The sequence below is a fragment of the Labrys sp. Lb11 genome, assembly GCF_057554225.1.
This window is the reverse complement of the sequence record NZ_BAAJOT010000004.1, coordinates 158,844-184,650: the sequence shown is the minus strand read 5'-3', so window position 1 is coordinate 184,650 and position 25,807 is coordinate 158,844. Positions and strand designations below refer to the sequence as shown.

The 25,807-nt window shown below is 68.2% G+C and carries 23 protein-coding genes; 14 read left to right on the top strand and 9 right to left on the bottom strand.

Annotation, left to right across the window (positions count from 1 at the left end):
- Positions 1 to 138: 138 nt before the first annotated feature.
- Together AC27L4_RS15415 and secB are read left to right on the top strand one after the other, a co-directional pair.
- Entirely contained in the window at positions 139 to 666 is a 528-nt protein-coding gene (locus AC27L4_RS15415) for a retropepsin-like aspartic protease family protein (RefSeq protein WP_487143111.1), read from the top strand.
- 168 nt (positions 667 to 834) lie between these two features.
- Positions 835 to 1,326 carry a protein-export chaperone SecB gene (secB, locus tag AC27L4_RS15410; RefSeq protein ID WP_487143110.1) on the top strand — a complete coding sequence of 164 codons (492 nt, stop codon included), beginning with the start codon at positions 835 to 837 and terminating at the stop codon, positions 1,324 to 1,326.
- A gap of 136 nt (positions 1,327 to 1,462) precedes the next feature.
- Here the strand turns inward: secB and dnaQ are convergent, their stop codons facing one another.
- The 5 genes from dnaQ to AC27L4_RS15385 are packed head-to-tail and all read right to left on the bottom strand — an operon-like array spanning position 1,463 to position 5,131.
- The gene (gene dnaQ, locus AC27L4_RS15405; RefSeq protein ID WP_487143109.1) at positions 1,463 to 2,173 is read right to left on the bottom strand and encodes a DNA polymerase III subunit epsilon; all 711 of its coding nucleotides are present in this window, start codon (positions 2,171 to 2,173) and stop codon (positions 1,463 to 1,465) included.
- The gene (gene coaE, locus AC27L4_RS15400) at positions 2,174 to 2,815 is read right to left on the bottom strand and encodes a dephospho-CoA kinase (RefSeq protein ID WP_487143108.1); all 642 of its coding nucleotides are present in this window, start codon (positions 2,813 to 2,815) and stop codon (positions 2,174 to 2,176) included. It lies immediately after the preceding gene.
- A gap of 30 nt (positions 2,816 to 2,845) precedes the next feature.
- Positions 2,846 to 3,685 (bottom strand): shikimate dehydrogenase, encoded by an 840-nt coding sequence (locus tag AC27L4_RS15395; protein WP_487143107.1) that lies wholly within the window; start codon positions 3,683 to 3,685, stop codon positions 2,846 to 2,848.
- Positions 3,686 to 3,687: 2 nt separating this feature from the next.
- A complete protein-coding gene (locus tag AC27L4_RS15390; RefSeq protein WP_487143106.1) occupies positions 3,688 to 4,284 on the bottom strand; it encodes a Maf family protein in 597 nt (198 codons plus the stop codon).
- A gap of 7 nt (positions 4,285 to 4,291) precedes the next feature.
- Complete coding sequence (locus AC27L4_RS15385) at positions 4,292 to 5,131, bottom strand: pyruvate, water dikinase regulatory protein (protein WP_487143105.1); 840 nt, start codon at positions 5,129 to 5,131, stop codon at positions 4,292 to 4,294.
- A gap of 491 nt (positions 5,132 to 5,622) precedes the next feature.
- Between AC27L4_RS15385 and hemE the strand changes: the two genes are divergently transcribed.
- From hemE to xth, 9 genes are all read left to right on the top strand, one after another.
- Positions 5,623 to 6,651 (top strand): uroporphyrinogen decarboxylase, encoded by a 1,029-nt coding sequence (hemE, locus tag AC27L4_RS15380; RefSeq protein ID WP_487143104.1) that lies wholly within the window; start codon positions 5,623 to 5,625, stop codon positions 6,649 to 6,651.
- A 9-nt stretch (positions 6,652 to 6,660) separates the two neighbouring features.
- On the top strand, positions 6,661 to 7,101 hold the full coding sequence (hemJ, locus tag AC27L4_RS15375; protein ID WP_487143103.1) for a protoporphyrinogen oxidase HemJ: 441 nt from the start codon (positions 6,661 to 6,663) through the stop codon (positions 7,099 to 7,101).
- Positions 7,102 to 7,368: 267 nt separating this feature from the next.
- Positions 7,369 to 8,634 carry a transcription termination factor Rho gene (gene rho / locus AC27L4_RS15370; protein WP_487143102.1) on the top strand — a complete coding sequence of 422 codons (1,266 nt, stop codon included), beginning with the start codon at positions 7,369 to 7,371 and terminating at the stop codon, positions 8,632 to 8,634.
- 258 nt (positions 8,635 to 8,892) lie between these two features.
- Complete coding sequence (gene mnmE / locus AC27L4_RS15365; RefSeq protein ID WP_487143101.1) at positions 8,893 to 10,197, top strand: tRNA uridine-5-carboxymethylaminomethyl(34) synthesis GTPase MnmE; 1,305 nt, start codon at positions 8,893 to 8,895, stop codon at positions 10,195 to 10,197.
- 78 nt (positions 10,198 to 10,275) lie between these two features.
- On the top strand, positions 10,276 to 12,135 hold the full coding sequence (mnmG, locus tag AC27L4_RS15360; protein ID WP_487143100.1) for a tRNA uridine-5-carboxymethylaminomethyl(34) synthesis enzyme MnmG: 1,860 nt from the start codon (positions 10,276 to 10,278) through the stop codon (positions 12,133 to 12,135).
- A gap of 781 nt (positions 12,136 to 12,916) precedes the next feature.
- Positions 12,917 to 13,594, top strand: coding sequence for a 16S rRNA (guanine(527)-N(7))-methyltransferase RsmG (gene rsmG, locus AC27L4_RS15355; RefSeq protein ID WP_487143099.1), 678 nt, complete (start codon positions 12,917 to 12,919; stop codon positions 13,592 to 13,594).
- Between the two features lie 5 nt (positions 13,595 to 13,599).
- Positions 13,600 to 14,406 (top strand): ParA family protein, encoded by an 807-nt coding sequence (locus tag AC27L4_RS15350; protein WP_487143098.1) that lies wholly within the window; start codon positions 13,600 to 13,602, stop codon positions 14,404 to 14,406.
- A gap of 15 nt (positions 14,407 to 14,421) precedes the next feature.
- Positions 14,422 to 15,297 carry a ParB/RepB/Spo0J family partition protein gene (locus AC27L4_RS15345; protein WP_487143813.1) on the top strand — a complete coding sequence of 292 codons (876 nt, stop codon included), beginning with the start codon at positions 14,422 to 14,424 and terminating at the stop codon, positions 15,295 to 15,297.
- A 188-nt stretch (positions 15,298 to 15,485) separates the two neighbouring features.
- Positions 15,486 to 16,304 carry an exodeoxyribonuclease III gene (xth, locus tag AC27L4_RS15340; RefSeq protein ID WP_487143097.1) on the top strand — a complete coding sequence of 273 codons (819 nt, stop codon included), beginning with the start codon at positions 15,486 to 15,488 and terminating at the stop codon, positions 16,302 to 16,304.
- Positions 16,305 to 17,006: 702 nt separating this feature from the next.
- Here the strand turns inward: xth and AC27L4_RS15335 are convergent.
- From AC27L4_RS15335 to dapF, 3 genes are all read right to left on the bottom strand, one after another.
- Positions 17,007 to 17,756: a DUF3108 domain-containing protein gene (locus AC27L4_RS15335; protein WP_487143096.1), complete on the bottom strand. Its 750-nt coding sequence runs from the start codon at positions 17,754 to 17,756 to the stop codon at positions 17,007 to 17,009.
- A gap of 211 nt (positions 17,757 to 17,967) precedes the next feature.
- Complete coding sequence (mtaB, locus tag AC27L4_RS15330) at positions 17,968 to 19,224, bottom strand: tRNA (N(6)-L-threonylcarbamoyladenosine(37)-C(2))-methylthiotransferase MtaB (protein ID WP_487143095.1); 1,257 nt, start codon at positions 19,222 to 19,224, stop codon at positions 17,968 to 17,970.
- A gap of 1 nt (position 19,225) precedes the next feature.
- The gene (gene dapF, locus AC27L4_RS15325; RefSeq protein WP_487143094.1) at positions 19,226 to 20,089 is read right to left on the bottom strand and encodes a diaminopimelate epimerase; all 864 of its coding nucleotides are present in this window, start codon (positions 20,087 to 20,089) and stop codon (positions 19,226 to 19,228) included.
- 157 nt (positions 20,090 to 20,246) lie between these two features.
- Between dapF and AC27L4_RS15320 the strand changes: the two genes are divergently transcribed.
- Positions 20,247 to 22,529, top strand: coding sequence for an NADP-dependent malic enzyme (locus tag AC27L4_RS15320; protein WP_487143093.1), 2,283 nt, complete (start codon positions 20,247 to 20,249; stop codon positions 22,527 to 22,529).
- Between the two features lie 53 nt (positions 22,530 to 22,582).
- Here the strand turns inward: AC27L4_RS15320 and AC27L4_RS15315 are convergent, their stop codons facing one another.
- Entirely contained in the window at positions 22,583 to 23,443 is an 861-nt protein-coding gene (locus AC27L4_RS15315; protein ID WP_487143092.1) for an amidohydrolase family protein, read from the bottom strand.
- Positions 23,444 to 23,853: 410 nt separating this feature from the next.
- Between AC27L4_RS15315 and AC27L4_RS15310 the strand changes: the two genes are divergently transcribed.
- Both AC27L4_RS15310 and choW read left to right on the top strand, forming a co-directional pair.
- Positions 23,854 to 24,801, top strand: a complete 948-nt coding sequence (locus AC27L4_RS15310; protein ID WP_487143091.1) for a choline ABC transporter substrate-binding protein — start codon at positions 23,854 to 23,856, stop codon at positions 24,799 to 24,801.
- A 114-nt stretch (positions 24,802 to 24,915) separates the two neighbouring features.
- Positions 24,916 to 25,806 (top strand): choline ABC transporter permease subunit, encoded by an 891-nt coding sequence (gene choW / locus AC27L4_RS15305; RefSeq protein ID WP_487143090.1) that lies wholly within the window; start codon positions 24,916 to 24,918, stop codon positions 25,804 to 25,806.
- Position 25,807 lies beyond the last annotated feature (1 nt).

Genomic DNA, 25,807 nt, shown 5'->3' with positions numbered 1-25,807 from the left:
CGCCGCAGGCGCGGCGCCGGCCGCCCCTTCCGCCGGGCCGGGCAACGCTTCGTTCATCCTGAAGGCGGATTTCGGCCGGAGGCTTAGGCCGCTCTTCACCGGGCCGTGGCATGCTCGGCGCGTTGCAGGGATTTTGCGATGCGCCTCTCCACCTCGCTCCTGGTCGTGGCCGCTCCCGTGGTCGCGGTCGCCTATGCGTTCCCGCAGCTGTTCACGGCGCGGACCGACGCACCGGCCGAGCAGGTCGCGACGGCGCCCAAGGTCAGGCCCGCCACCACGCCGGCCCTCTCCTCCTCCGGAACGCTGAAGGTCACCGGCGATCCCGACGGGCATTTCCGGGTGGAAGCCCGGATCGGCGCCCGGCGCGTGCCCTTCCTCGTCGACACCGGCGCGACCACCGTCGCCCTGTCCTGGGAGACCGGTCGGGATCTCGGCCTTGTGCACCCGAGCGACACGATGGACGTCGCCGTTTCCACTGCCAACGGCGTGGTGCGCGGCAAGTCGGTGACGATCGACCGGCTGGAACTCGGCGATATCGGCGTCAGCGGCGTACGCGCCATCGTCCTGCCGCCCGGCGCCCTTGCCGGGAACCTGCTCGGCATGACCTTCCTCAACCGCCTCAAGCATTTCGAGGTCGCGCGCAATACGCTGGTGCTCGAACGCTGAGCCCGCGCGGCATATGGCGGGCAGGCCGCTCTTGTCGGCGCGATGCCGCCGTGGTACCCGCGCCGCAGGGCAGGGCCAGAGGACTCGCGATCACGCATCGGATCCGGCGTCCCCGCCTTGATTGACAGCTCCGGCGGCGACCCGTCGCGACAACAAGGATCTTGGAAAATGGCGACCGGTCCCCAACCCGCAAACGGCAATGACGAGCCCCGCAAGGAAACGCAGCAGTCGATCAGCGTCCTGGCGCAGTACATCAAGGACTTCTCCTTCGAGAATCCGAATGCGCCGCGCTCGCTCGGCGCCCAGCAGAACGCCCCGCAGATCACCCTGACCGTGAACGTCAACGGCAAGCCGCTCGGCCCCTCCGACTATGAGGTGGAGCTGACGGTCGAAGGCGGCGCCGGCGAGGGTGCCGGCACGATGTTCAAGTTCGAGCTGGTCTACGGCGCGGTGCTGCGCCTCACCGGCATCTCGGCCGACGACGCCCATGCCGTCGTGATGATCGAAGGGCCGCGGCTGATGTTCCCCTTCGCTCGTCAGATCATCGCCGACGCCACCCGCAACGGCGGCTTCCCGCCGCTGATGATCGACCCGATCGATTTCGTGGCGCTCTACCGCAACCGCCTGGCGCAGATGCAGCAGACCTCCGGCCAGGCCTGATCGAACCGCGGCACCGGGCGGGTTGCGCATTGCGCAGGCCGCCCGTTCGCCATCGGCCGGAGCGGCGCGGCCGGGCAATTCCAGAGACGATCGTCTCCCGGGAGCCGGGAATGCCGCTTGCGGGACATGGCGGCCGTCACCCCGCCGGCTTCGGCTCCTCCAGATAGCGCTTCCAGATCACATCGCCGCCGAGCCCGGCGATGAAGGCTTCGTGCGCCTCGATCTCGGCTGCCGTCAGCCGCGGGGGGAGGGGCTCGGGCCGCTTGCGCAGCAGGTTGGCCGTGGCGGCGCTGTCGGCGGCGCCGTCGAGGATGGTGGACAGCCCGAGCGCGGTCTGCCGGCCCCCCGTCAGCTCGATATAGACCTCGGCCAGGATCTCGGCGTCGAGCAAGGCGCCGTGCTTGACGCGCTTGGAATTGTCGATGCCGTAGCGCTGGCAGAGCTCGTCCAGGGAGACGCGAGCGCCGGGGTGCTTGCGCCGGGCCATGGCCAGCGTGTCGACGACCCGATCCATCGGCAGGATCGGCTTCTTCACCCGCGCCAGCTCGGCGTTCAAGAAGCGCATGTCGAAGCCGGCATTGTGGATCACCAGCCTGGCATCGCCGACGAAGCGGACGAATTCCTCCGCCAGGTCCTGGAACAGCGGCTTGTCCTTCAGGAACTCTTCCGAGAGCCCGTGCACCGCGAAGGCCTCCTGCGGCATGTCGCGCTCGGGATTGAAGTAATGGTGCCAGGTCTCGCCCGTCGGCACCCGGTCGACCATCTCGACGCAGCCGATCTCGACGAGGCGATGGCCTTCGTTCGGGTCGAGGCCGGTGGTTTCGGTGTCGAGGATGATCTCACGCATTCAGCCTGCCTCCATGCGGCGTCCGGGCCCATCATCCGTTGGTAGGGGAGGAGGCGTGCATCCGGCAAGAGCCCGGATGAGGTCGTCCACCTGCGCCTGCGCCGCGAGAAAGCCGCGGGAGGTGTCGATCACGGCATGGCCGCGACGGCGTTTCTCGGCATCGGGGAGCTGGCGGGCGAGCAGCGCCTCGAAGCGCTCCGCCGTCATGCCGGACCGGGCGAGCACGCGCTCGCGCTGCACCTCGGCCGGGGCGGAGACCACGACGACGGCATGGCAGCGCGCCGCGCCGCCGCTCTCGAACAGCAGCGGCACGTCCAGCACCACGAGCGGCTGCCCCTGCCGCCGCGCCGCCGCCACGAACCCGGCCTCGGCGGCGCGCACCAGCGGATGCACGATCGCCTCGAGCCGCCGCATGGCCAGGGCATCGCCGACCACCCGCCCGGCCAGCTTCGCGCGATCGATCCGGCCGCCGGCGGTCACGCCGGGAAAGGCGGCCTCGACCGGCGGGACCGCGGCACCGGCATAGAGCTCGTGCACCACGGCATCGGCGTCGTGCACCGGCACGCCGCGCCGGCGAAACATCACGGCCGTGGCGCTCTTGCCCATGCCGATCGACCCGGTCAGACCGAGGATGAAGGTCATTCGCCACCCCTTCGACAGGGCGTGCGGCCGTCAGCCGGCCGTCTTCGCCACGATATCAGCGACCACGAGGGCGCGCAGCTCGGGCGTCACCGTCGGCCGCACGCCGAACCAGCGCTGGAACCCCGGCACGGCCTGGTGCAACAGCATGCCGAGCCCGTCGACGACCGGGTGGCCGCGCCGCCGTGCCGCCGCCAGCAGCGGCGTCTCCAGCGGCACATAGACGATGTCGGTGACCAGGGCCTGCCGGGGCAGGGCGCCGAGGTCGAGGTCGAGAGGCGGCTGGCCGGCCATGCCGAGCGAGGTGGTATTGACCAAGCAGGAGACGCCTTCCAGCGCCGGTGCCGCCTCGTCCCAGGCCAGCGGCTCGACCTTCGGACCGAAGCGGCCCGCCAGGTCCTCGGCCCGCGCCCGGGTCCGGTTGACGAGCAGCACGCGCCCGGCCCCGCGCTGCAGCAGCGCATGCACCACGGCGCGTGCCGCGCCGCCGGCGCCGAGCACCATCGTGCGGGCGAGGTTTCCGTCCCAGCCCGCCGCGCTCTGGTCGAGATTGGCCAGAAAGCCCTCCGCATCGGTGTTGGCGCCCCTCAGGCGCCCATCCTCGACCCAGAGCGTGTTGACTGCCTCCAGGGCGCGTGCGACGGGATCCTCGACCTCGGCAAGGCGGAAGGCGGCCTCCTTGTGGGGCACGGTGACGTTGCCGCCGACATAGCCGGCTGCGGCGAAGCCGGCGAGGAAGGCGGGAAAATCCGCCGGCGCGACCTCCTCCCGGATGTAGGAGCCGTCGATGCCGTGTTGCTTCAGCCAAAAGCCATGGATCATCGGCGACCGGGAATGCTTGATGGGGAACCCGATGACGCAGGCACGCTTCATGGCTAGCTTTCGATCACGCCGTGCTGGCGCAGCGCCGCCAGCAGCGGCAGGAGCGGCAAGCCGAGAATGGTAAAATAGTCACCCTCGATCGCCGAGAACAGGGTGATGCCGAGGCTCTCCAGCTGGTAGCAGCCGACGCTCGACAACACGGCCTCGCCCGCGCGGGCCAGATAGTCGTCAAGGAACGCCTCGGAGAACATGCGCATGGTCAGGGTTGCGCTGGCGACACCCGCCCGCAGCACCGTCCCGTCCCGGGCGAGGGCGAAGCCGGAATGCAGCGCATGCGCCCGGCCCCGCAGCCGCAGCAGGCGCTCGCGAGCCTCTTCCACCGAGGCCGCCTTGGAAAAGCGCTCGGCGCCGAGCGCCATGGTCTGGTCCGCGCCGATGACGATGCGGCCGGCATGATGGCGCGAAACCGCCTGGGCCTTCGCCTCGGCGAGGCCGCGCGCCACCAGGTCGGGCGCGCGGGCGCCCCAGGCGGCTTCCAGCCCGCGCTCGTCGACATCGGCCGGCACGGTCTCGATGCTCAGGCCGGCGCCGCGCAGCATCTCGGCACGGATCGCCGATTTCGAGGCAAGGATCAGGCTGGGCTCGGGCATGGCGGAATCAGGTCTCGACGATCTTGGCGCGGCGATGCTCGCGCAGCAGCCCCGAGATCGCCGCGGCCGTCTCCTCGATCGAGCGGCGGGTGACGTCGATCGCCGGCCAGCCCTTGCGGACGAACAGGCGCCGCGATTCCGCCAGCTCCTCGGAGACCGCCACGCGGTCGGTATAGGCGGTCTGGTCCTGCTTGGCGTTGAGGCTCAGCACCCGGTTCTCGCGGATCTGCACGATCCGTTCGGGCGAGGCGATCAGGCCCACCACCAGGGGCTTGCGCAACAGGTCGACCTCGACCGGCAGGGGAATGCCCGGCACCATCGGCACATTGGCGGTCTTGATGCCGCGATTGGCCAGGTAGATCGAGGTCGGCGTCTTGGAGGTGCGCGACACGCCGATCAGCACCACGTCGGCCTCGTCGAGATCGACGGCCTGCTGCCCGTCGTCATGGGCCATGGTGTAGTTGAGCGCGTCGATGCGCCGAAAATAATCGGCATTGAGCACGTGCTGCGCGCCGGGCCGCACCAGGACCTCGACGCCGAGATAGGAGTGGAACAGGTTGGTGATCGGCGCCAGCACCGGCATGGAGGGGCAGCCGGCCTCGCCGCAGGCCCTCTCCAGCCGCGCGGCGAGATCTTCCTCCACCAGCGTGTGCAGCACGATCCCCGGGGCCGTCTCGATCTCGGCGATGATCTGGTCGACCTGCCGTTCCGTGCGCACCATGGGATAGACGTGCTCGAGCGCGGAGACGCCGGGATAGAGCGCGGCGACGGCGCGAGCGACGGTGATCAGCGTCTCGCCGGTCGAGTCGGAAACCAGGTGCAGATGGAAGAAGCTGCGCGTTGCCATGACACCGCGTAGCGTGGGACGGCGCTGTGGACAAGTGGGGACGACTCCGGGCCTTTCGGCCCCTGCGGCGCCGGCTGTGGACGAGTCCGCAATATCGTCCACAGGCCCTGCGCTGTGGGGCCGGATTCGGCGCTCCCTGGTAACAAGACTCGCAAGCGCCTGAACCGACTCTCGAACCTCGGATCGGCCGCGCCGGGCAAGCCTCTGACTCCGCGCATTGAATCGGATCCGTACCGACCGCCTGGCGCCGGGCTCGAATCCACACTTAGCCGAACCGGCTGCCGGGCCAGGCTGTGGATGGCCTGTGGACGGCGAAGTACGAAAGTTAACAGATGGTTAAGAAGAAAGAGAATGAGAGTCATCTCTCTATTGTTTTGATTTGAGGCAGGCCACAGCCTAGGACATGGACAAGAAGCCCTGCTCTCCCGGCGGGCGGGGATAGCGCGGCGTGCCGCCTCTCGCGCAGGCGCTCGACGAAGGAAGCTGTTGGGATGGACAAGCCGGTTCTACGCGTACTCGGTGGCGAGACGCTCGCCACGCCGCCGATCTGGATGATGCGCCAGGCCGGCCGCTATCTGCCGGAGTACCGTGAGCTTCGCGCCAAGGCGGGCAGCTTCCTGACGCTGTGCTACACGCCCGAGCTGGCGGCCGAGGTGACGCTGCAGCCGATCCGCCGTTTCGGCCTGGATGCGGCGATCCTGTTTTCCGACATCCTCGTCGTGCCGGATGCGCTCGGCCAGACCGTGCGCTTCGAGGAGGGCGAGGGGCCGCGGCTCGATCCGATCCCGGACGCATCCGGCCTGTCGCGCCTGCGCGAGAGCATCGACCTCGACCACCTCGCCCCGGTGTTCGAGGCGATCGGCCGGGTGAAGCGCGAGCTGCCGCCCGCCGTGACGCTGCTCGGCTTTTGCGGTGCGCCCTGGACGGTCGCCACCTACATGGTGGCGGGACGGGGCACGCCCGATCAGGCGCCGGCCCGATCCTGGGCCTACCGCGACCCGGACGGATTCGAGGATCTGATCGACCGGCTGGTGGATGCATCGACCGCCTATCTCTGCGCGCAGATCGAGGCGGGGGTCGATGCCGTGCAGATCTTCGACAGCTGGGCGGGCATCCTGCCGCCGGACGAATTCCGGCGCTGGGCGATGGACCCTGTGGCCCGGATCGTCGCGGCCGTGCGCAGCCGCCATCCCCAGGCCCGGATCATCGGCTTTCCGCGCGGCGCCGGCACGCTCTACGAGGCCTATGCGCAGCATGTGCCGGTGGATGCGGTCGGGCTGGACTGGTCGGTCGACCCGGTCTGGGCCGCCCGCGTGCTGCAGCCGCTGAAGCCGGTCCAGGGCAATCTCGATCCCCTGGCGCTGGTCGCCGGCGGTGCGGCGCTCGACCGGGCGGTCGACGGCATCCTGGCCGGGCTCGGCAGGGGGCCGTTGATTTTCAACCTCGGCCACGGCATCACCCCGGACACGCCGATCGCGCATGTCGAGCGGATGCTGGCGCGGGTGAAGATGGCACGATAGGAGCAGGCGATGGAGTATGGCAGCCACGGCTACGACTGGCTCAAGGCCGCGCATATCATCGCGGTGATCGCCTGGATGGCGGGAATGCTCTACCTGCCGCGCCTGTTCGTCTATCACACGGACACGGTGCCCGGCTCGGTGCAGAGCGAGACCTTCAAGGTGATGGAGCGCCGGCTGCTCAAGGCGATCATCAACCCCGCCATGATCGCCACCTGGATTTTCGGCCTGCTGCTGGTGTGGAAGTCGGGCTTCTATGCCGCGCCCTGGTTCCATGCCAAGTTCGCGCTGGTGCTGGTCCTCTCCGGCGTGCACGGCTTCTTCGTCGGGGCGGTCAAGGACTTTGCCGCCGACCGCAACCGGCGCTCGGCGCGATTCTACCGGATCATCAACGAGGTTCCGACGCTGTTGATGATCCTGATCGTCATTCTCGTGGTGGTGAAGCCGTTCTGAGGCGTCGCCGACCAGCGACGAGGCGACGCGCTGCATTGCGAAAAGTTTAACTTTGGAGCGCTTGCGGCGCTGTCGCCGCGAGCGTATACAGGCTCAATCCTACCATTGCAGGCAGGTGCTTTCGGGTGCAGGTCACTGATCCGCCTGGGCGCCGGCGCAAGGCGATCGCAGCCCAGCGCAAATGCTCTGCTTTCTCCCCTCCGTAGTCAGCCGCAGCCCATCCCAGGGCCCCCGCGGTGAGATTTCATATCCTACCAAGGACCCCCGATGCGGGACATCAAACTACAGGACCTCAAGTCCAAGACGCCGATCGAGATGCTTGCCTTTGCCGAGGAGCTCGAGGTCGAGAACGCCTCCTCCATGCGCAAGCAGGAGTTGATGTTCGCGGTGCTCAAGCAACTGGCGAGCCGCGAGGTCGAGATCGTTGGCGAGGGCGTGGTCGAAGTTCTGCAGGACGGCTTCGCCTTCCTGCGATCCCCGGACGCCAACTACCTGCCCGGTCCTGACGACATCTATGTATCGCCCTCCCAGATCCGCAAATTCGGCCTGCGCACCGGCGACACGGTCGAGGGCATCATCCGAAGCCCTAAGGACGGCGAGCGCTATTTCGCCCTGCTCAAGGTCAACACGATCAATTTCGAGGACCCTGAGAAGACCAAGCACAAGGTCAATTTCGACAACCTGACGCCGCTCTACCCCAACCGCCGGCTGAAGCTGGAGATCGGCGACCAGACCAAGAAGGATTATTCGGCGCGTGTCATCGACGTGGTCTCGCCGATCGGCAAGGGCCAGCGCGCCCTGATCGTGGCGCCGCCGCGCACCGGCAAGACGGTGCTCCTGCAGAACATCGCCCAGTCGATCACCGCCAACCATCCCGAATGCTACCTGATCGTGCTGCTGATCGACGAGCGGCCGGAGGAAGTCACGGACATGCAGCGCTCGGTGAAGGGCGAGGTCGTGTCCTCCACCTTCGACGAGCCGGCAGGCCGCCACGTGCAGGTCTCGGAAATGGTGATCGAGAAGGCCAAGCGCCTGGTCGAGCACGGCCGCGACGTCGTCATCCTGCTCGACTCGATCACCCGTCTCGGACGCGCCTACAACACGGTCGTGCCGTCCTCCGGCAAGGTCCTGACCGGCGGCGTCGACGCCAATGCCCTGCAGCGGCCGAAGCGCTTCTTTGGCGCGGCCCGCAACATCGAGGAAGGCGGTTCGCTCACCATCATCGCCACGGCGCTGATCGACACCGGCTCGCGCATGGACGAGGTGATCTTCGAGGAGTTCAAGGGCACCGGCAACTCCGAGATCATCCTGGACCGCAAGGTCTCCGACAAGCGCGTCTTCCCGGCGATCGACATCACCCGGTCCGGAACGCGCAAGGAAGAACTCCTGGTGGCGCCGGACATCCTCAAGAAGATGTATGTGCTGCGCCGCATCCTCAACCCGATGGGCACGGTCGACGCCATCGAGTTCCTGCTCGACAAGCTGCGCCAGACCAAGGTCAACGCCGACTTCTTCGATTCCATGAACACCTGACATGCTGCGCGGCGACGCCGCGCTCTCTCGCACTGCGGCGGCGATCGGCTCCTCGGCCGGTCGCCGTTTTCGTTCGAGGAGAACCCCGGGCTGCGCAGGCCTTGATGTTCGCGCGGTGCTCGGCCATGACCCAGGCGATGGCCTGGCAGGGATGGCTGGCGAGCGCCGGATGTTTCACGGGAAACATCCCCCATCGCCTCTCGCCCAAACCTGGCCGTTCGGATGCTTCTCCCCAACCCTCGTATTGGAGGCGCGGCCATGACGGATACGATCGTCGCGCTGTCGTCCGGCGTCGGCAAGGCCGGGGTCGCGGTGGTGCGCATGTCCGGCCCGGCGACCCGATTCGCGTTCGAAACGATTGCCGGCCCCGTGCCGGAGCCTCGCCGTGCGGCGCTTCGTCGGCTGAGGACCTCCGGCGGCGAGGAGATCGACCGGGCGATCGTGCTCTTCCTACCCGGCCCGGCCAGTTTTACCGGCGAGGACATGGCGGAGTTCCATGTCCACGGCGGGCGCGCGGTGGTGACGGCGCTGCTGGATGCGCTGACCGCCGTGCCCGATGTCCGGCCGGCCCGCCCCGGCGATTTCACCCGGCGGGCCGTGGAAAGCGGCAAGCTCGACCTCACCGCCGCCGAGGGCATCGCCGACCTGATCGATGCGGAGACGGCCGGACAGCGTCGGCAGGCCCTGCGCCAGGCCGGCGGGGCGCTGGAGAAGGCCGCCGCCGAATGGCGCGCGGCGCTGACCAGGGTCCTGGCGCTGGTCGAGGCGGAGATCGACTTTCCGGACGAGGGGGACGTGCCGACGTTGCTGGCGACGGTGACGAGCGAGGCGAGGAGCCTGCTCGTGCGGATCGAAGCGGCGCTCGCCGGCGCGGCCCGGGGAGAACGCCTGCGCGACGGGGCGCACATCGTCATCGCCGGCCCGCCCAATGCCGGAAAATCCACCTTGCTCAATGCGCTGGCGAGACGGGAGGTTGCGATCGTCTCCGCAATCCCCGGCACCACGCGCGATGCGATCGAGGTACATCTCGACCTCGATGGCTATCCCGCGACCCTGATCGACACGGCCGGCTTGCGCGAGACGGCCGACCCCGTCGAGGCGATCGGCATCCGCCGCGCCTTGGAACGGGCCGGCGCCGCCGACCTCGTGGTCTGGCTCTCGCCGGCCGATGAGCCCGCCGAGCCGCCGGCGATCGAGGCGCCGCTGCTCAATGTCGCGACGAAGTCGGACATGGCCGATTCGCCGGCGCAACGATGCGATCTCGCCATCTCCGCCGTGACCGGGCTCGGCCTCGCGGAACTGACGACGCGGCTGGCCACAGCGGCCCGGGCGGCGCTCGAGGGGGGAGAGTCGGCGCTGGTGACGCGGGCGCGCCACCGCGTGGAGCTGGAGGCTGTTGCGAGCCATCTGCGGCGAGCTGCGACGGCGGGGCCGGAGACGCCGGTCGAATTCATCGCCGAGGACCTCCGCCTCGCCGTCCGGGCGATCGGCCGTCTGACCGGCCGGGTCGATATCGACGAAGTGTATGATGTGATCTTCCGCGAATTCTGCATCGGCAAGTAAGGCGAGCCCCCGCTGCTTTGACGGGATCGGCGGCTTTCTATAGAAGAGCCGCCATCAGCGAAGGGTGCGGGAAAGACAATGCGGAGCTTCGACGTCATCGTCGTCGGGGGCGGACATGCCGGCTGCGAGGCCGCTGCCGCCGCGGCTCGGCTGGGTGCTCGCACGGCCCTGATCACGCATCGCTTCGACACGGTCGGTGCCATGTCCTGCAACCCCGCCATCGGCGGTCTGGGCAAGGGGCATCTCGTGCGCGAAATCGATGCGCTCGATGGCCTGATGGGCCGCACGGCCGATGCCGGCGGCATCCAGTTCCGGGTGCTGAACCGGCGCAAGGGGCCCGCCGTCCGCGGCCCGCGGGCGCAGGCGGATCGCAAGCTCTATGCCGCTGCCGTGCAGGCGGCCGTCCGCGAGCAGGCCGACCTCGAGGTGATCGAGGCTGAAGTGCACGATATCGAGGTTGCTGCGGGCCGCGTCCGTGCCGTGACGACGCGCGACGGCGATCGATTCGGCTGCGGTTCGGTCGTGCTGACCACCGGCACCTTCCTGCGCGGCGTTATTCACGTGGGCGAGGTGACCACGCCGGCCGGTCGCGTCGGCGAAGCGCCGGCTCTCGGCCTCTCCGCTACGCTGGAACGCCTCGGCTTCACCCTTGGCCGCCTGAAGACCGGCACGCCGGCTCGCCTCGACGGACGCAGCATCGACTGGGCCGCGCTGGAGATGCAGCCCGGCGATGAGCCGCCGGAGCCGTTCTCGAGCCTGACGACCGTCTTGCCCAACCCGCAGGTCTCGTGTGGCATCACCCGCACGACGAGTGCGACCCATGCGGTGATCCGACAGAACATCCACCGCGCTCCGATCTATTCCGGCCAGATCGAGAGCCGCGGTCCGCGGTATTGTCCGTCGATCGAGGACAAGGTCGTGCGCTTCGGCGATCGCGAAGGCCACCAGATCTTTCTCGAGCCCGAGGGTCTCGACGACGACACGGTCTATCCGAACGGCATCTCCACCTCGCTGCCGGCCGAGGTGCAGCAGGCGATGATCGCCACGATCCCCGGCCTGGAGCATGCACGGATCATCCGGCCGGGCTATGCGGTCGAATATGATCATGTCGATCCGCAGGAATTGTTCGCGACGCTGGAGACCAAGCGTGTCGCCGGCCTGTTCCTGGCCGGGCAGATCAACGGCACCACGGGGTACGAGGAAGCGGCGGGGCAGGGACTGATCGCCGGACTGAACGCGGCCCGGCGGGCCGGCGGCGCCGAGGGCGTCATGTTCGGGCGGGACAGGTCCTATCTCGGCGTGATGGTCGATGACCTGGTGACGCGCGGCGTCAGCGAGCCCTACCGCATGTTCACGTCGCGGGCGGAATACCGGCTGACGCTGCGGGCGGACAATGCCGACCGGCGTTTGACCGATCTGGGCTCCGAACTCGGCCTCGTCGGCCCGGCGCGCCGTCGGGCCTGGGCCGACAAGCGCGATGCGCTGGAGCGGGCCACAGCCCTGGCACGGTCGGTCAGCCTGACGCCGAACGAGGCGGAACGCCACGGCGTGCATGTCAATCGTGACGGCGTCCGCCGTTCGGCCTTCGACCTGCTGGCCTATCCGACCGTGACCGCCGCCGACTTTGTCCGCATCTGGCCGGAGGTCTCGGCCTATCCGGCAGCCGTGCTCGAGCAGGTCGAGATCGATGCCAAATACGCGGTCTATATGGACCGGCAGCGGTCGGACATCGCGGCCTTCCGCCGGGACGAGGACATGGTCCTGCCGGCCGATTTCGATTTCGGATCCGTGACGGGACTGTCCAACGAGAGCCGCGAGAAGCTGAATTCGATTCGGCCCCGAACCATTGGCCAGGCCGGTCGTATCGACGGGATCACCCCGGCCGCCGTGACCCTGCTGCTGGCGACCCTGCGCAAGCGCAATCTTGCTGTCGCGTAGGGCTGAAAGTCGTACCGGTGCTCCCTTTGGACGCGGGCGTCGCCAGTCCGGGGCAGGCGCCATTGCGGCTCATCCCCTGGCCTGTCTCCCCGGGAGCGCTCGGAGAGGACCGGGCTTTCCATCGCGGATAGCAGCTTCAGGCGCGACGTCGGCGGATTCCCCTTCTCCGAGCAAATCGGATCTATCCGTCTTAGGCGGCGTCCGGGACTAAGTGCTTCACCTCTATTTTGTGAAGCCACCCTGTGGGCGAGATGGGCTCCATGCCGTACTTGCCGCGACGCCCGCGTCTTCCCTCCCCCGGCAAGTCGGATGTTTCCGACTTGCCTTCCTTGTCTGCCCATCTCGGGAACACCCGAGATGGGTGGGGAGGGATACAGGGTGGGGGTCGTGCAGGATAGGATGAACCCTACGTCGACGACCCCCACCCTTTATCCCTCCCCGCAAGGGGGAGGGAAGACCCGCGCGTGGCGGCGAGGCCTGAACCGTGGCGTCTCGCGCAGCTGAAGGCGAAGCGGACCGGTGCGGCGCCCAATCGCGTCATTTGCTCGTGGACGAACCCATCTCCCGATCAGCTTGGCCGGGTCGAGAATGTAGAGGTAGCGGACGGGTCAGCGTAGGGCGGGCTTGTTCAGCCGGAGACCGAGCGATGCGCCGGCCAGGGCGAGAGGGCTGCGACATCCAGGGTCATAATCCACAGCCTGGCGATCGATTCTAAGGCGGAACAAGGGCGCGTCGTTCGGTAGCGGTTGCACGAATCCTGCGCCTGACTCATGGTCGCGGCATGTCAGCGACCTCCGATCAGATGCCGCCCGCAACCGATGGAGAGCGTCAAGCCGTCATCGAACGGCTTGGTGTTTCACGTGAAACAGCGGGGCGCCTCGACGCCTATGTCGATCTGCTGCGGCGTTGGCAGGCGGTGAAGAACCTGGTGGCGCCGTCCACCCTCGGTCGGATCTGGGACCGCCACATCCTCGACAGCGGCCAGCTCGTCGGCCATTGCGGCGAGGCGCGCACCATCGTCGATCTCGGCAGCGGCGCCGGCTTTCCCGGCCTGGTTCTGGCCGTGCTGATGGCGGAGCGACCGGGCATGCAGGTGCATCTGGTGGAAAGCAACGGCCGCAAATCCGCGTTTCTGCGCGAGGCCATTCGCGTCACCGGTGCACCGGCGACGGTTCATGCCGTGCGGATCGAGGACTTCATGCTCCGCCCACCGCCCGCCGTCGACCTGGTCACGGCCCGGGCTCTGGCGCCGCTGTCGGATCTCCTCAGCTTCAGCGAAGGCCTGTTGAAAAGGGGCGCCCAGGCCCTCTTCCTCAAGGGCCAAGATGTTGAGCAGGAATTGACCGTGACCGCTAGATCTTGGAGAATCAATGCAATGCTGATCCCCAGCCTCACCGACCCGTCGGGCCGCATCGTGCATGTGACCTCGGCGGAGCGGCTTTCGGCCCGGGATCGATGACCTGGATGGATCCCATGAGCCAGCCCCGCGTTCTCGCGCTTGCCAACCAGAAGGGTGGCGTCGGCAAGACCACGACTGCCATCAATCTGGGGACGGCGCTCGCCGCGATCGGCGAGGATGTGCTGGTGATCGATCTCGACCCGCAGGGCAATGCCTCGACCGGGTTCGGCATCGGCCACAAGCAGCGCCTGCATTCGACCTATGAGGTCATGGTGGGGGATTGCGACCTGCGCGCCACCGTGGTCGAGACCGCGGTCCCGCGGCTGCACATCGCACCCTCGACGCTGGATCTGCTCGGCGTGGAGCTCGAGATCGCCCAGGACCGTGACCGCACCTTCAAGCTGAAGAAGGCGATCCAGGCCCTGTCCGCCTCCGAAGAGCGGCCCTACTCCTATGTGCTGGTCGATTGCCCGCCATCGCTCAACCTGCTGACGATCAACGCCATGGCGGCGGCCGACGCGATCCTGGTGCCGCTGCAATGCGAGTTCTTCGCGCTCGAAGGCCTGTCGCAGCTGCTCAAGACGGTCGAGCAGGTGCGTGTCACCCTCAACCCGCGCCTCAGCATCCACGGCATCGTGCTGACCATGTATGATGCACGCAACAATCTGTCGGGGCAGGTGGTGGCGGACGTGCGCCAGTTCATGGGCGACAAGGTCTACCAGACCATCATCCCGCGCAATGTCCGCGTGTCGGAGGCGCCGTCCTACGGCAAGCCGGCCCTGCTCTATGACCTGAAATGTCCGGGCAGCCAGGCCTATGTCCGTCTCGCCTCCGAAATCATTCAGCGCGAAAAGACCTTGCGTGCAGCCTGAGGAACCGAGCCCATGATGATGGAAGAGAAGATCCGCCCGCGGCTCGGACGGGGCCTGGCGGCTCTCATCGGCGACGCCGGAGACGAGGGAGCGGCGATCGAGCGGGCGCGGGGCCAGCGCCGGGTGCCGGTGTCGTTCCTGCGGCCGAACCCCAAGAACCCCCGGCTGCGCTTCTCGGAGGAGGATCTGTCCGATCTCGCCGCCTCGATCCGCGAGAAGGGCGTGATCCAGCCGATCATCGTGCGCACCGTGCAGGGCGCGATGGATGCCTACGAGATCATCGCCGGCGAGCGGCGCTGGCGCGCCGCCCAGCGCGCAGGGTTGCATGATGTGCCGGTGACGCTGGTCGAGGCCACGGACCGCGAGGCCCTCGAGCTTGCGATCATCGAGAACGTCCAGCGCGAGGACCTCAACGCCATCGAGGAAGCGGCCGGCTATGATCGGCTGATCGAGGAGTTCTCCTATTCTCAGAACGACCTTGCGAAGGTGATCGGCAAGAGCCGCAGCCACGTCGCCAACACGCTGCGCCTGCTCAAGCTGCCCGACACGGTCAAGGCATCGGTGGTCAGCGGCGAGCTGACGGCCGGCCACGCCCGCGCCCTGCTCTCGGTCGCGGAACCCGAGCGGGTCGCGGCCGAAATCGCCGCCCGCGGCCTCACCGTCCGGGATGCCGAAGCCATCGTCCAGGCCGAAGCCGCCGATGCAGGCCGCCCGACCAAGGCGCGGCCGCGGACCGAGAAGGATACCGATACGCTGGCGCTGGAGCGGGCCCTCTCGGACGCCCTCGGCCTCAAGGTGACGCTCGACCACCGCGGCGACGGCGGAGAGCTGCGCATCCGCTACAGGACCCTGGAGCAGCTCGACGACCTCGCGCGTCGCCTGAAGGGCTGAGGGTCCTCCCCGAACGTCCGCGGGTCGGCGCGCCGGAACCCCCACCATCCGCGTGCCTTTCTCCTTGCCGACATCCGGCTGTCGGCAGTGATCGGCGGCCGGCGTCGTCGCCGGCTTTCCGGGTCTCCCTCGGGGCTCTCCCGGACGGCGGGTCCGAGCCGCCACGTCCCTCACGTCATTGGATCGCCATGCGTCTCAAGCTGACCACCTGGAACATCAACTCGGTGCGGCTGCGCATGGGTCTGGTGGAAAAATTCGTCGCCGCGCACCAGCCCGACGTGCTTTGCCTGCAGGAGACCAAGGTCGAGGACGGCAAGTTTCCGCTCTCGGACGTGCGGGCGATGGGTTTCACCCACATCGCCTTCAACGGCCAGAAGGGCTATCACGGCGTTGCCATCTTCTCGAAGCTGCCCTTCGACATGGTCGAGAAGAAGGAGTTCTGCGCCAAGGGCGACGCCCGGCACATCTCCATTCGATTCGGACCCGAAACCGGAGAGCTGGCGGGGACGACGGTGCACAATCTCTATATTCCCGCCGGCGGTGATATTCCGGACCCGGAACTGAACGACAAGTTCGCCCATAAGCTTGCGTTCCTGGAGGAGATGAACAGCTGGTTCCTCGACGGTTATCCCGGCGAAGAGCGGGCTATCCTGGTCGGGGACCTCAACATTGCGCCGCTGGAGCAGGACGTCTGGAGCCACAAGCAGCTCCTTGACGTGGTCTCGCATACGCCGGTCGAGACCGAAGCGATGAAGCGGTTGATGGCGACGGGTGAATGGACCGACGTCATGCGCCGTTTCGTCCCCGATACGGAGAAGCTCTACACTTGGTGGAGCTACCGGGCAGCGGACTGGGTCGCGGCCAATCGTGGCCGACGCCTGGATCATATCTGGGCCAGCCGGGCGATTGCCGATACGGCCCGGTCGATGGAGGTGCTGACCGAGGCGCGCGGTTGGGAGCGCCCGTCCGACCATGCCCCGGTCACCGCCGTCTTCGATCTGGCATGACGCCAGATCTCCGGGAATGCCGGCAGGGATTCGTTCCTGAAATCTGCCCACGCCGGCGATGACGTAGCCCGGTTGGAGCAGGTCTGCGGCAGCCGATGTCCGGTTGTCGTTAAGCCGTCGACCGTTTCGGGAACGAAGCACAGACGAATCGGTGAAGGCGACGAGTTCGCGGTTCGGTCCCGCCGAGGAGGCGTGGCATTTTCGGGAAAAGCCGCCCGAGATCGGCGAGAGACCGGGCTGCGCGTCGGTCCAGCCCCGGGAGCACTCTGCTTCAGATCCTAACGGCAGTCCAATTCCGGGATGCCCTGCGGGGCGACGCGGCGTCCGGGAGTTCGCATGGCCCGGGCGTCCGGCTTGCCTTGATCTCAGGCGAGGTGCGGCGCACTGCGTGCCGCGATGGACGGTCAGGCGGGCAGCCGCCCGAGCGGATGAGGGACTCGCCGACGTCGCGGTCGGAGGAGAGCATCGCAACGTCCCACGGATGCATCGTCGGGGCCGAAGCTTCCGCCGCATTCAGATTTCGACCGGAGCGGGAACGGAGCAGCGACGAATCGCTGACCGGGCAGAGTTCGCGACTTGTCCGGCCGGATTGCACCCGTCATGACCCGGCAAGACGGGTGTTGGAACCGGCACAGTTCCTCTGCCGGCGGCACCATGCCGGTGCCTTCGATGAATGCGGGTCCCGATCCGGGACGCGTGCGATCAGTTCGCCTTGGCTTCCGTGGGCGGGCTCGCGCCGCCCTGGCTGAAGCGCGTGGCGGCGATCACCAGGCGGCCGAGCTGGGTGCCGACGATGATACGGGCGGGAGCAAGCACGCGCGTGCCGGCAACCGGCGCGAGCCAGACCTCCATGTCGCGGTTGGCGACCATGAACTTGGTCTGGTCGCGATCGGGGCGATGGCCGGCGATGGGCGTGTAGCGGGCGGAGCAGACAATGGCGGGGCCGGAATAGCCCTTCGACTGCACCTCCTCCATGCGGGAATAGGCGAGCTTGACATCGAAGCGCTGGGCGCCGTCGAAGACGGCCAGGGTGCGGTCGCAGGCGCCGGCGGCCAGCATGTTGCCATTGCCGGCGACCGGCATCAGCATGGCGGAGATCGGATCGATGACGCCGCGCTTGTCGGCATCGGTGACCGGCACGCGGTCGGCCCGGAAGCGAAGCGGTGGGCTGATGGCGACATCGGTGATCGTGCTCCCGGCCAGCGCCATCTGCACGGTCTGCTGCTTGCCGGAGGAGACGCTGTTGAGCGCATAGCCGACCGGCTTGGGCAGGCTTGCGCCCATGGTGCCGGAGGCCGTGGCCGCGCCCTTGCCGTCGCTGACCAGGCTGAGGACGCCGCCGATCCGGCCGGAGACCCTGACGGCATAGGCGCCCCCGGCCTCGAGGGTCGCATCGAGCGCGGCCGTGCCGATCGGCAGGCCGGCGAGGGTGACGGCATAGCGCGCCGTCACGGCGCCGGATCCGGCCAGAGCACTTCCCGTCACACAGATCAGCGCTGCTGCCGCGGCCAGGCAGCGGGAAAGGCGAGATGGCACGCTTGGTCTCCGAGAAGTCGCGACTCACGGCCGCGCCGGCCAGAATCACGCCACGCGGCAAAGGTGCCAACAGATTTGCGCAGCGAATGCGCCGAAACTGCGACGCGGGCCTTCGGGCCGGGGGTCGTCAGGCCGCCGCCAGCGGCGTGCCGGCGAGCGCCTTGCCGTCGTGTCCGCCCAGCACCACGGGGAAGAGCGTGCCCGGCGCGATCGGCCGGAGCGGACGCACCGGTGCGAAATGCTCGGTCCGGGCAAGGCCGCCGCGCTCCATCAGGGCGTTGCGGGTGCGGCCGGCCTCGCCGTCGAGGAAGGCGCGGAAGGCCGCGTCCCCGGCCTGGCGCAGCCTGGCGGCACGGCTGCGGACCTCGGGCACCGGCACCGGCGGCATGCGCGCGGCCGGCGTGCCGGGCCGGGGCGAGAAGGGGAAGACATGCAGATGGACGATGCCGCAACCGGCGATCAGGTCGAGCGAGCCGCGAAGCATCGCCTCGGTCTCGGTCGGAAAGCCGGCGATGAGGTCGGCGCCGAAGACGATGTCAGGCCGCAGCCGCCGGGCTTCGGCGCAGAAGCGTTCGGCATCGGCCCGGCTATGGCGGCGCTTCATGCGCTTGAGGATGAGGTCGTCGCCCGACTGCAGCGACAGGTGCAGGTGCGGCATCAGCCGCTCCTCCTCGGCCAGCGCCTGCATCAGCGCCGGATCGGCCTCCACCGAATCGATCGAGGACAGGCGCAGGCGCGCCAGCGACGGCACCTCGCGCAGGATGCGGCGCACCAGGGCGCCGAGCCGGGGCGTGCCCTCCAGGTCGGCGCCGTAGCTGGTGAGGTCGACGCCGGTCAGCACGATCTCGCCATAGCCGGCCTCCGCCAGGCGGCGGACCTGCTCGACCACGGCCTGCGGCGGCAGCGAGCGGGACGGACCGCGCCCGAAGGGAATGATGCAGAAGGTGCAGCGATGGTCGCAGCCGTTCTGGACCTGCACGAAGCCGCGGGCCCTCCCCTCGAAGGCGTCGATCCGCGGCAGCGCCATGCCGCGCGCGGTCATGATATCGGCGGCGAGGATCTTGTCGTTGCGCCGGTGCAGCCCGGTCCAGGTGTCCGGCTGCAGCTTCTCGGCATTGCCGACGACGTGGGCGACCTCGTCCATCGCGGCATAGCGCCCGGGCTCGATCTGGGCGGCGCAGCCGGTGACGGCGATGCGCGCCTCGGGCCGTTCGCGCTTGAGGCGGCGAATGGCCTGGCGCGCCTGGCGCGTCGCCTCCTCGGTGACGGCGCAGGTGTTGACGATGATCAGATCGTCGCCGGCTTCGCCCGCCGCCGCCCGCATCGCCTCGGATTCGTGGATGTTGAGGCGGCAGCCGAAGGTGACGAGGGTCGGCCCGCTCATGTCACGCGGCGTCGGCGAACCAGCTCGGATCGAGCGAGCCGTGATGCTCCAACTCCACCGCGCCGGTCATCAGCACATGGTCGTCGCCCTCGCGCCAGTCGATCATCAGGTCGCCGCCGGGGAGGGAGACGCGCACCTTGCGCCCGGTGCGCTTGAGGCGGGCGGCCGCCACCGCGACGGCGCAGGCGGCCGAGCCGCAGGCGCGCGTCAGGCCCGCGCCGCGCTCCCACACCCGGATCACCACGTGGCCGGGGTCGATGACCCGGGCCAGCGAGATGTTGGCGCGCTCGGGGAACAGCGGATGGTTCTCCAGCATGGGGCCGATGCGGCCGAGGTCGTAGCCGGCCGGATCGCGGTCGACCCAGAAGACGGCGTGCGGATTGCCCATGTTCACCGCCGAGGGTGAATGCAGCAGCGGCGCGTCGATCGGCCCGATCTGCAGCTCGACATAGCGGGTGTCGCGGAACTCCTCGGCGAGCGGGATCTCGTTCCAGGCGAATTTCGGTCGGCCCATGTCGACGGTGAAGAGTTCGCCGTGCCGGCGGGCGACGACCAGGCTGGTCGGCGTCTCCAGGGTCAGGACGTCGCGGCCGACGAGCGGCATCAGATGCCAGGCGACGCAGCGCGTGCCGTTGCCGCAGGCGCCCGACTCGGAGCCGTCGGTGTTGTAGATGCGCATATAGGCGTCGGTGCCGGCCGTGCGCGGCGCCTGCAGCACCATCAACTGGTCGAACGGCTCGGCGGCGGCGATGGCGCGCGCCTCGGCAGGGGCGACGGCATGGCCGATGTCGCGCAGATCCAGCACGACGATCTCGTTGCCGATGCCGTTCATCTTGACGTAAGGGCGGCCGGAAAGCTGGGACATGTCGAAAGCTGCGCAGGAGACTGGCGCTGATATAGTCCATGTCAGCCGTTCCGCCAAACCGCGCCGGACGGTTCCTTCGAACGATCGCGTCTTGTTGTCGCAAGGCGACACCGTTAGGGTCGGTCCCCCGCTCCTGCTCCCGCCAATGGACGACCCGATGACAGACCAGAAACCGGCCCGGCGCCCACGCCCGAGTTTTACCGAGCAGGAAGCGTTGAACTTCCACAAGGACGGCAAGCCGGGCAAGCTGGAGGTCGTGGCGACCAAGCCGATGGCGACGCAGCGTGACCTGTCGCTGGCCTATTCGCCGGGCGTCGCCGTGCCGGTGAAGGCGATCGCCGAGAACCCGGCCACCGCCTTCGACTACACCACCCGCGGCAACATGGTGGCGGTGATCTCCAACGGCACCGCCATCCTCGGCCTCGGCGACCTCGGCGCGCTCGCCTCCAAGCCGGTGATGGAGGGCAAGGCCGTGCTGTTCAAGCGCTTTGCCGACGTCGACTGCATCGACCTGGAGGTCGACACCAAGGATCCGGACGAGTTCATCAACGCGGTGCGCTATCTCGGACCCTCCTTCGGCGGGATCAACCTGGAGGACATCAAGGCGCCGGAGTGCTTCATCATCGAGCAGCGGCTCAAGGAATTGATGGACATTCCGGTCTTCCACGACGACCAGCACGGCACGGCGATCATCGCGGCCGCCGGCCTGTTCAATGCGCTGAAGATCACCGGGCGCGACATCCTGACGACGAGGCTGGTGGTGAACGGGGCGGGATCGGCCGGCATCGCCTGCGTCGAGCTGGTCAAGGCGATGGGGATCGCACCGAACAACGTCATCCTGTGCGACACCAAGGGCGTGGTCTACCAGGGCCGCACCGAAGGCATGAACCAGTGGAAGTCGGCCCATGCGGCCGTGACCGACCGGCGCACGCTGGCGGAGGCGATGGAGGGCGCCGACGTGGTCTTCGGCCTGTCGGTCAAGGGCGCGCTGACCGCCGACATGGTGCGCTCGATGGCGCCCAAGCCGATCATCTTCGCGATGGCCAATCCCGATCCGGAGATCACGCCCGACGACGCCCATGCGGTGCGCGACGACGTGATCATCGCCACCGGCCGCTCGGACTATCCCAACCAGGTCAACAACGTGCTCGGCTTCCCCTTCATCTTCCGGGGCGCCCTCGACGTGCAGGCGACCTCGATCAACATGGAGATGAAGATCGCGGCGGCCCGGGCGCTGGCCGAGCTGGCGCAGGAGGACGTGCCGGACGAGGTCGCCACCGCCTACCAGGGCGCGCGCCCGCGCTTCGGGCGCGACTACATCATCCCCGCTCCGTTCGATCCGCGGCTGATGACCCGCATTCCCGTCGCCGTCGCCAAGGCGGCGATGGAGACGGGCGTCGCCCGCAAGCCGATCGAGGACCTCGAAGCCTACCGGGCGCAGCTGTCGGCCCGGCGCGATCCGGTGGCCGGGACGCTGGCGCGAATCTTCAACAAGGTCCGGCGCTATCCCAAGCGCATCGTCTTCGCTGAGGGCGAGGAGGAGGCGGTGATCCGCGCCGCCGCCTCCTTCGTCAATCAGGGGCTCGGCACGGCCATCCTGGTGGGCCGCGAGGACCGGGTGCAGGCGGCGGCGGATTTCGCCGGAGTCGAGCTGCGCGGCAACATCGAGATCCAGAACGCCCGGATCTCGCCGCGCACCAACGCCTATGCGCAGCACCTCTACGACCGGCTGCAGCGCAAGGGCTACCTGATGCGCGACTGCGTGCGCCTGGCCTCGCTCGACCGCAACCATTTCGCCGCCGCCATGGTGGCGATGGGCGACGCCGACGGCATGGTGACGGGGCTGACGCGCAACTACTCGATCGCGCTGGAGGATGTGCGGCGGGCCGTGGACGCCAAGCCGGGCCACCATGTCATCGGGGTGTCGATCGTCATCGCCCGGGGCCGTACCGTGCTGGTCGCCGATACGGCGGTGCACGACATGCCGACCTCCGAAGAGCTGGCCGGCATCGCCATCGAGGCGGCGTCGGTAGCGCGCCGGCTCGGCTACGAGCCGCGGGTCGCCATGCTCGCCTATTCCACCTTCGGCCATCCCGAGGGCGAGCGCTCCGAACGGGTGCGCGACGCCGTGCGCATCCTCGACAAGCAGCGGGTCGACTTCGAATATGACGGCGAGATGGGCGCGGACGTGGCGCTGTCGCGCGACGCCATGGCACTCTACCCGTTCTGCCGCCTGAGCGGGCCGGCGAACGTCCTGGTAATGCCGGCGTTCCACTCCGCGTCGATCTCGACCAAGATGCTGCAGGAGCTCGGCGGGGCCACGGTGATCGGGCCGATCCTGGTCGGCCTCGACAAGCCGATCCAGATCGTGCCGCTGGCCGGCAAGGACGTCGACCTCGTCAACATGGCGGTGCTGGCGGCGTTCAACGTCGGCGGCTGAGCAGGACGGCAGGGGCGCAGGCGGAGGCCGGGCCCCTGCCCTGCCTGCGGCGATCAGGCCGGGCGCAGCCCGTAGGTCCGCAGCGCCGTCTCGCGATAGAGGCGGCGCTGCTCGTCCGGGCTGGCGCCGGCGATGACCGCGTCGACGAGGCCGACCCAGATCGGATAGTCATGGGTGAGCGAAGACACCGTCCAGTCGCTGCCGAACATGACGCGATCGAAGCCGAAGCTGTCGACGACATGGGCCATGTAGGGCTTGACGTCGGCCGGCGTCCAGGCGGCGTGGTCCGCCTCGGTGATGACGCCGGAGAGCTTGACCACGACATTGGGCAGGCGTGCCAGCTCCCGGATCTGGCTCCACCAGGGCTCGCGCAGGCCATTGCGGATATCGGGCTTGCCGATATGGTCGAGCACGAAGCTCACCTCCGGGCAGCGCCGCACCAGCTCCAGCGCATAGGCCATGGCCCAGTGCTTGATGCAGATGTCGAAGGTGAGGCCGTAGCGCGGCAGCAGGCGCAGGCCGGCGAGGAAGCCGGGCTCGAGGCAGAAGGACGGGTCGGCTTCCGACTGGATCAGGCGGCGGATGCCGCACAGGGCCCGGTTCTGCCTGAGAGCGACGAGGTCGGCCTCGACCCCAGCCCCGTTCTCCAGCGGCGCGTGGGCGACGACGCCGATCAGGCGGGCATCGGTGTCGGCCAGCGCCTGGGCGAAGCTCGCCTCCTGGAGGTGCAGGCCGGGGTCGACCGCGACCTCGGCGAAGACGATGCCCTCGACCTCGACCGGCCCGCGCGCGACATCGAAATCCGTCGGCAGGAAGGTCCGGTTGATCTTCGGCACGCCGGACAGCCAGCCATAGCGCAGCCGGTCGACGTCGTAGAGATGGACATGGGCATCGATGATCGGAAAGTCCGGCATGGTCGCTCCCCCGGGACGCATGTGCGGGCACGCGGTCGGCCCGGCAATGCGAAGGCTGTGGTTGCTCGGGCGCCTCTCCCGGCGGGCGTTCCGCCGGGCCGCGCGTCCGACTGTCGGTTCTATCCCGTTCGCGTCGGGCTGGGAAAGCTGCCATCATGCGCCTTCGCCGGATCGCCGGGGGCGACGGCGCTCGCGGCTGTCACAACTACGACTCCTCTTGTCCCCTCTCGCCTCTTGCCCTGGCCATTGATTGCATGTTCAATCAATGAAGCGATGGGAGACCCTTGCGGCAAGACGACGAGACTGCCGCCGGGCATTCTTGCCAGCCTTGCGAGGGAACCTATGATCGCATGCGAGGATGCTCCGCGAAGAGAGCAGGGGCGCATCATGGAAAGCCGGGAGAAAATACGATGAAAATCTGGTCGAAGACATTGGCCGCCGCCGCGATGGCCGTCGCACTGGCGGCAGGCCCGGCCCTGGCCGGCGACCCCGAGAGCTGCAAGACCGTCAAGTTCTCCGATGTCGGCTGGACCGACATCACCGCCACCACCGCGATCGCCTCGCGCATCCTTGAAGGGCTCGGCTACACGCCGACCACGACGCTCCTCGCCGTGCCGGTCACCTATGTGTCGATGAAGAACAAGGACATCGACGTCTTCCTCGGCAACTGGATGCCGACGATGGAGAACGACCGCAAGGCCTATGTCGAGGAGAAATCGGTCGAGGTGCTCGGCGCCAACCTGGAGGGCGCCAAGTACACGCTGGCGGTGCCGACCTACACCTACGAGGCCGGGCTGAAGAGCTTCGCCGACATCGCCAAGTTCAAGGACAAGCTGCAGAACAAGATCTACGGCATCGAGGCGGGCAATGACGGCAACCGCCTGATCCTCGGCATGATCACCGACGGCAAGTTCGGTCTGAAGGATTTCGAGCTGGTCGAGTCCTCCGAAGCCGGCATGCTTGCCCAGGTCGAGCGCGCCACCGGCGCCAACGAGGATGTGGTGTTCCTGGGCTGGGAGCCCCATCCCATGAACACCAAGTTCAAGATCTCCTACCTGTCCGGCGGCGACGAGGTGTTCGGCCCGAACTATGGCGGCGCCACGGTCTACACCAACACCCGCGCCGGCTTCACGACGGATTGCCCCAACGCCGGCAAGCTGATCTCGAACCTGAAGTTCAACCTCGACATGGAGAACGTGATCATGGGCAAGATCCTGTTCGACAAGCAGGAGGCGCCCAAGGCGGCGGAGGACTGGCTGAAGGCCAACCCGGCCGCGCTCGACGCCTGGCTCGCCGGCGTCACCACCTTCGACGGACAGCCCGGCCTGGAGGCCGTCAAGAAGAGCCTCGGCCTCTGAAGCCGGGACGCGGGAGCGCCCGGGCGCTCCCGCCATTCATGAGCGCATGGCGAGCCGGCCGCGGGGTGTCGGGAGCCGGGCCATGCGGCGAAGCGGAATTCGTCGGGGCGCGGCATGGATACGATTCAGCAGTTCGTCAAACTGATCAACGACCAGTTCCTGGCCTGGATCACGGGCTACAAGATCCCCTTCGGCGCCTGGATGGCCGCCGTGGTCAACTTCCTGAAGACCAACTTCAAGTGGTTCTTCGACATCGTCACCTATGTGCTGGGGACGCTGATCACCGGCCTGACGAACGTCCTGCTGTTCATTCCCGCACCGATCTTCATCATCCTCGCCGTGGCGCTGGCCTACTGGATGCACCGCTCCTGGAAGATGGCGCTGTTCCTGGCCTGCGCTTTCCTGGTTGCCGCCAATCTCGGCTACTGGAAGGAGATGGTGCAGACCATCGCCCTGGTCGGCTCGGCCACGCTGGTCTGCGTCGTCCTGGGCATACCGCTCGGCATCGCCGCGGCCCATCGCCCGCGCCTCTATGCGATCCTGCACCCGGTCCTCGACATGATGCAGACGCTGCCGACCTTCGTCTATCTTATCCCGACCATGGTGTTCTTCGGCCTCGGCGCCGTGCCGGGCCTGATCGCCACGGTGATCTTCGCGGTGCCGGCGCCGATCCGCCTCACCCATCTCGGCGTCTCCTCCGTGCCGAGGCCGCTGATCGAGGCGGGCGAATCCTTCGGCGCCACCAAGAGCCAGCTCCTGTGGAAGGTGGAGGTGCCGCATGCCCTGCCGACGATCATGGCCGGGGTGACGCAATGCATCATGCTGAGCCTGTCGATGGTGGTGATCGCCGCCCTGGTCGGCGCCACCGGCCTCGGCACGCCGGTGGTACGCGCCCTCAACACCGTCAACATCCCCATGGGCTTCGAATCCGGCATCGTGATCGTGCTGCTCGCCATCGTGCTCGACCGCGTCTGCCGCGCCCCGACCCGCACAGGGAGCCACTGAC

Bases quoted from the DNA above. Each gene is read 5' to 3' on its own strand.
- AC27L4_RS15385 (WP_487143105.1), bottom strand. From the start codon at position 5,131: ATGGCAACGCGCAGCTTCTTCCATCTGCACCTGGTTTCCGACTCGACC.
- rsmG (WP_487143099.1), top strand. From the start codon at position 12,917: ATGTCAGCGACCTCCGATCAGATGCCGCCCGCAACCGATGGAGAGCGT.
- coaE (WP_487143108.1), bottom strand. From the start codon at position 2,815: ATGACCTTCATCCTCGGTCTGACCGGGTCGATCGGCATGGGCAAGAGC.
- AC27L4_RS15350 (WP_487143098.1), top strand. From the start codon at position 13,600: ATGGATCCCATGAGCCAGCCCCGCGTTCTCGCGCTTGCCAACCAGAAG.
- AC27L4_RS15415 (WP_487143111.1), top strand. From the start codon at position 139: ATGCGCCTCTCCACCTCGCTCCTGGTCGTGGCCGCTCCCGTGGTCGCG.
- mnmG (WP_487143100.1), top strand. From the start codon at position 10,276: ATGCGGAGCTTCGACGTCATCGTCGTCGGGGGCGGACATGCCGGCTGC.
- xth (WP_487143097.1), top strand. From the start codon at position 15,486: ATGCGTCTCAAGCTGACCACCTGGAACATCAACTCGGTGCGGCTGCGC.
- dapF (WP_487143094.1), bottom strand. From the start codon at position 20,089: ATGTCCCAGCTTTCCGGCCGCCCTTACGTCAAGATGAACGGCATCGGC.
- rho (WP_487143102.1), top strand. From the start codon at position 7,369: ATGCGGGACATCAAACTACAGGACCTCAAGTCCAAGACGCCGATCGAG.
- dnaQ (WP_487143109.1), bottom strand. From the start codon at position 2,173: ATGCGTGAGATCATCCTCGACACCGAAACCACCGGCCTCGACCCGAAC.
- hemJ (WP_487143103.1), top strand. From the start codon at position 6,661: ATGGAGTATGGCAGCCACGGCTACGACTGGCTCAAGGCCGCGCATATC.
- AC27L4_RS15315 (WP_487143092.1), bottom strand. From the start codon at position 23,443: ATGCCGGACTTTCCGATCATCGATGCCCATGTCCATCTCTACGACGTC.
- mnmE (WP_487143101.1), top strand. From the start codon at position 8,893: ATGACGGATACGATCGTCGCGCTGTCGTCCGGCGTCGGCAAGGCCGGG.
- AC27L4_RS15320 (WP_487143093.1), top strand. From the start codon at position 20,247: ATGACAGACCAGAAACCGGCCCGGCGCCCACGCCCGAGTTTTACCGAG.
- mtaB (WP_487143095.1), bottom strand. From the start codon at position 19,224: ATGAGCGGGCCGACCCTCGTCACCTTCGGCTGCCGCCTCAACATCCAC.
- hemE (WP_487143104.1), top strand. From the start codon at position 5,623: ATGGACAAGCCGGTTCTACGCGTACTCGGTGGCGAGACGCTCGCCACG.
- AC27L4_RS15345 (WP_487143813.1), top strand. From the start codon at position 14,422: ATGATGGAAGAGAAGATCCGCCCGCGGCTCGGACGGGGCCTGGCGGCT.
- secB (WP_487143110.1), top strand. From the start codon at position 835: ATGGCGACCGGTCCCCAACCCGCAAACGGCAATGACGAGCCCCGCAAG.
- AC27L4_RS15390 (WP_487143106.1), bottom strand. From the start codon at position 4,284: ATGCCCGAGCCCAGCCTGATCCTTGCCTCGAAATCGGCGATCCGTGCC.
- AC27L4_RS15310 (WP_487143091.1), top strand. From the start codon at position 23,854: ATGAAAATCTGGTCGAAGACATTGGCCGCCGCCGCGATGGCCGTCGCA.
- choW (WP_487143090.1), top strand. From the start codon at position 24,916: ATGGATACGATTCAGCAGTTCGTCAAACTGATCAACGACCAGTTCCTG.
- AC27L4_RS15395 (WP_487143107.1), bottom strand. From the start codon at position 3,685: ATGAAGCGTGCCTGCGTCATCGGGTTCCCCATCAAGCATTCCCGGTCG.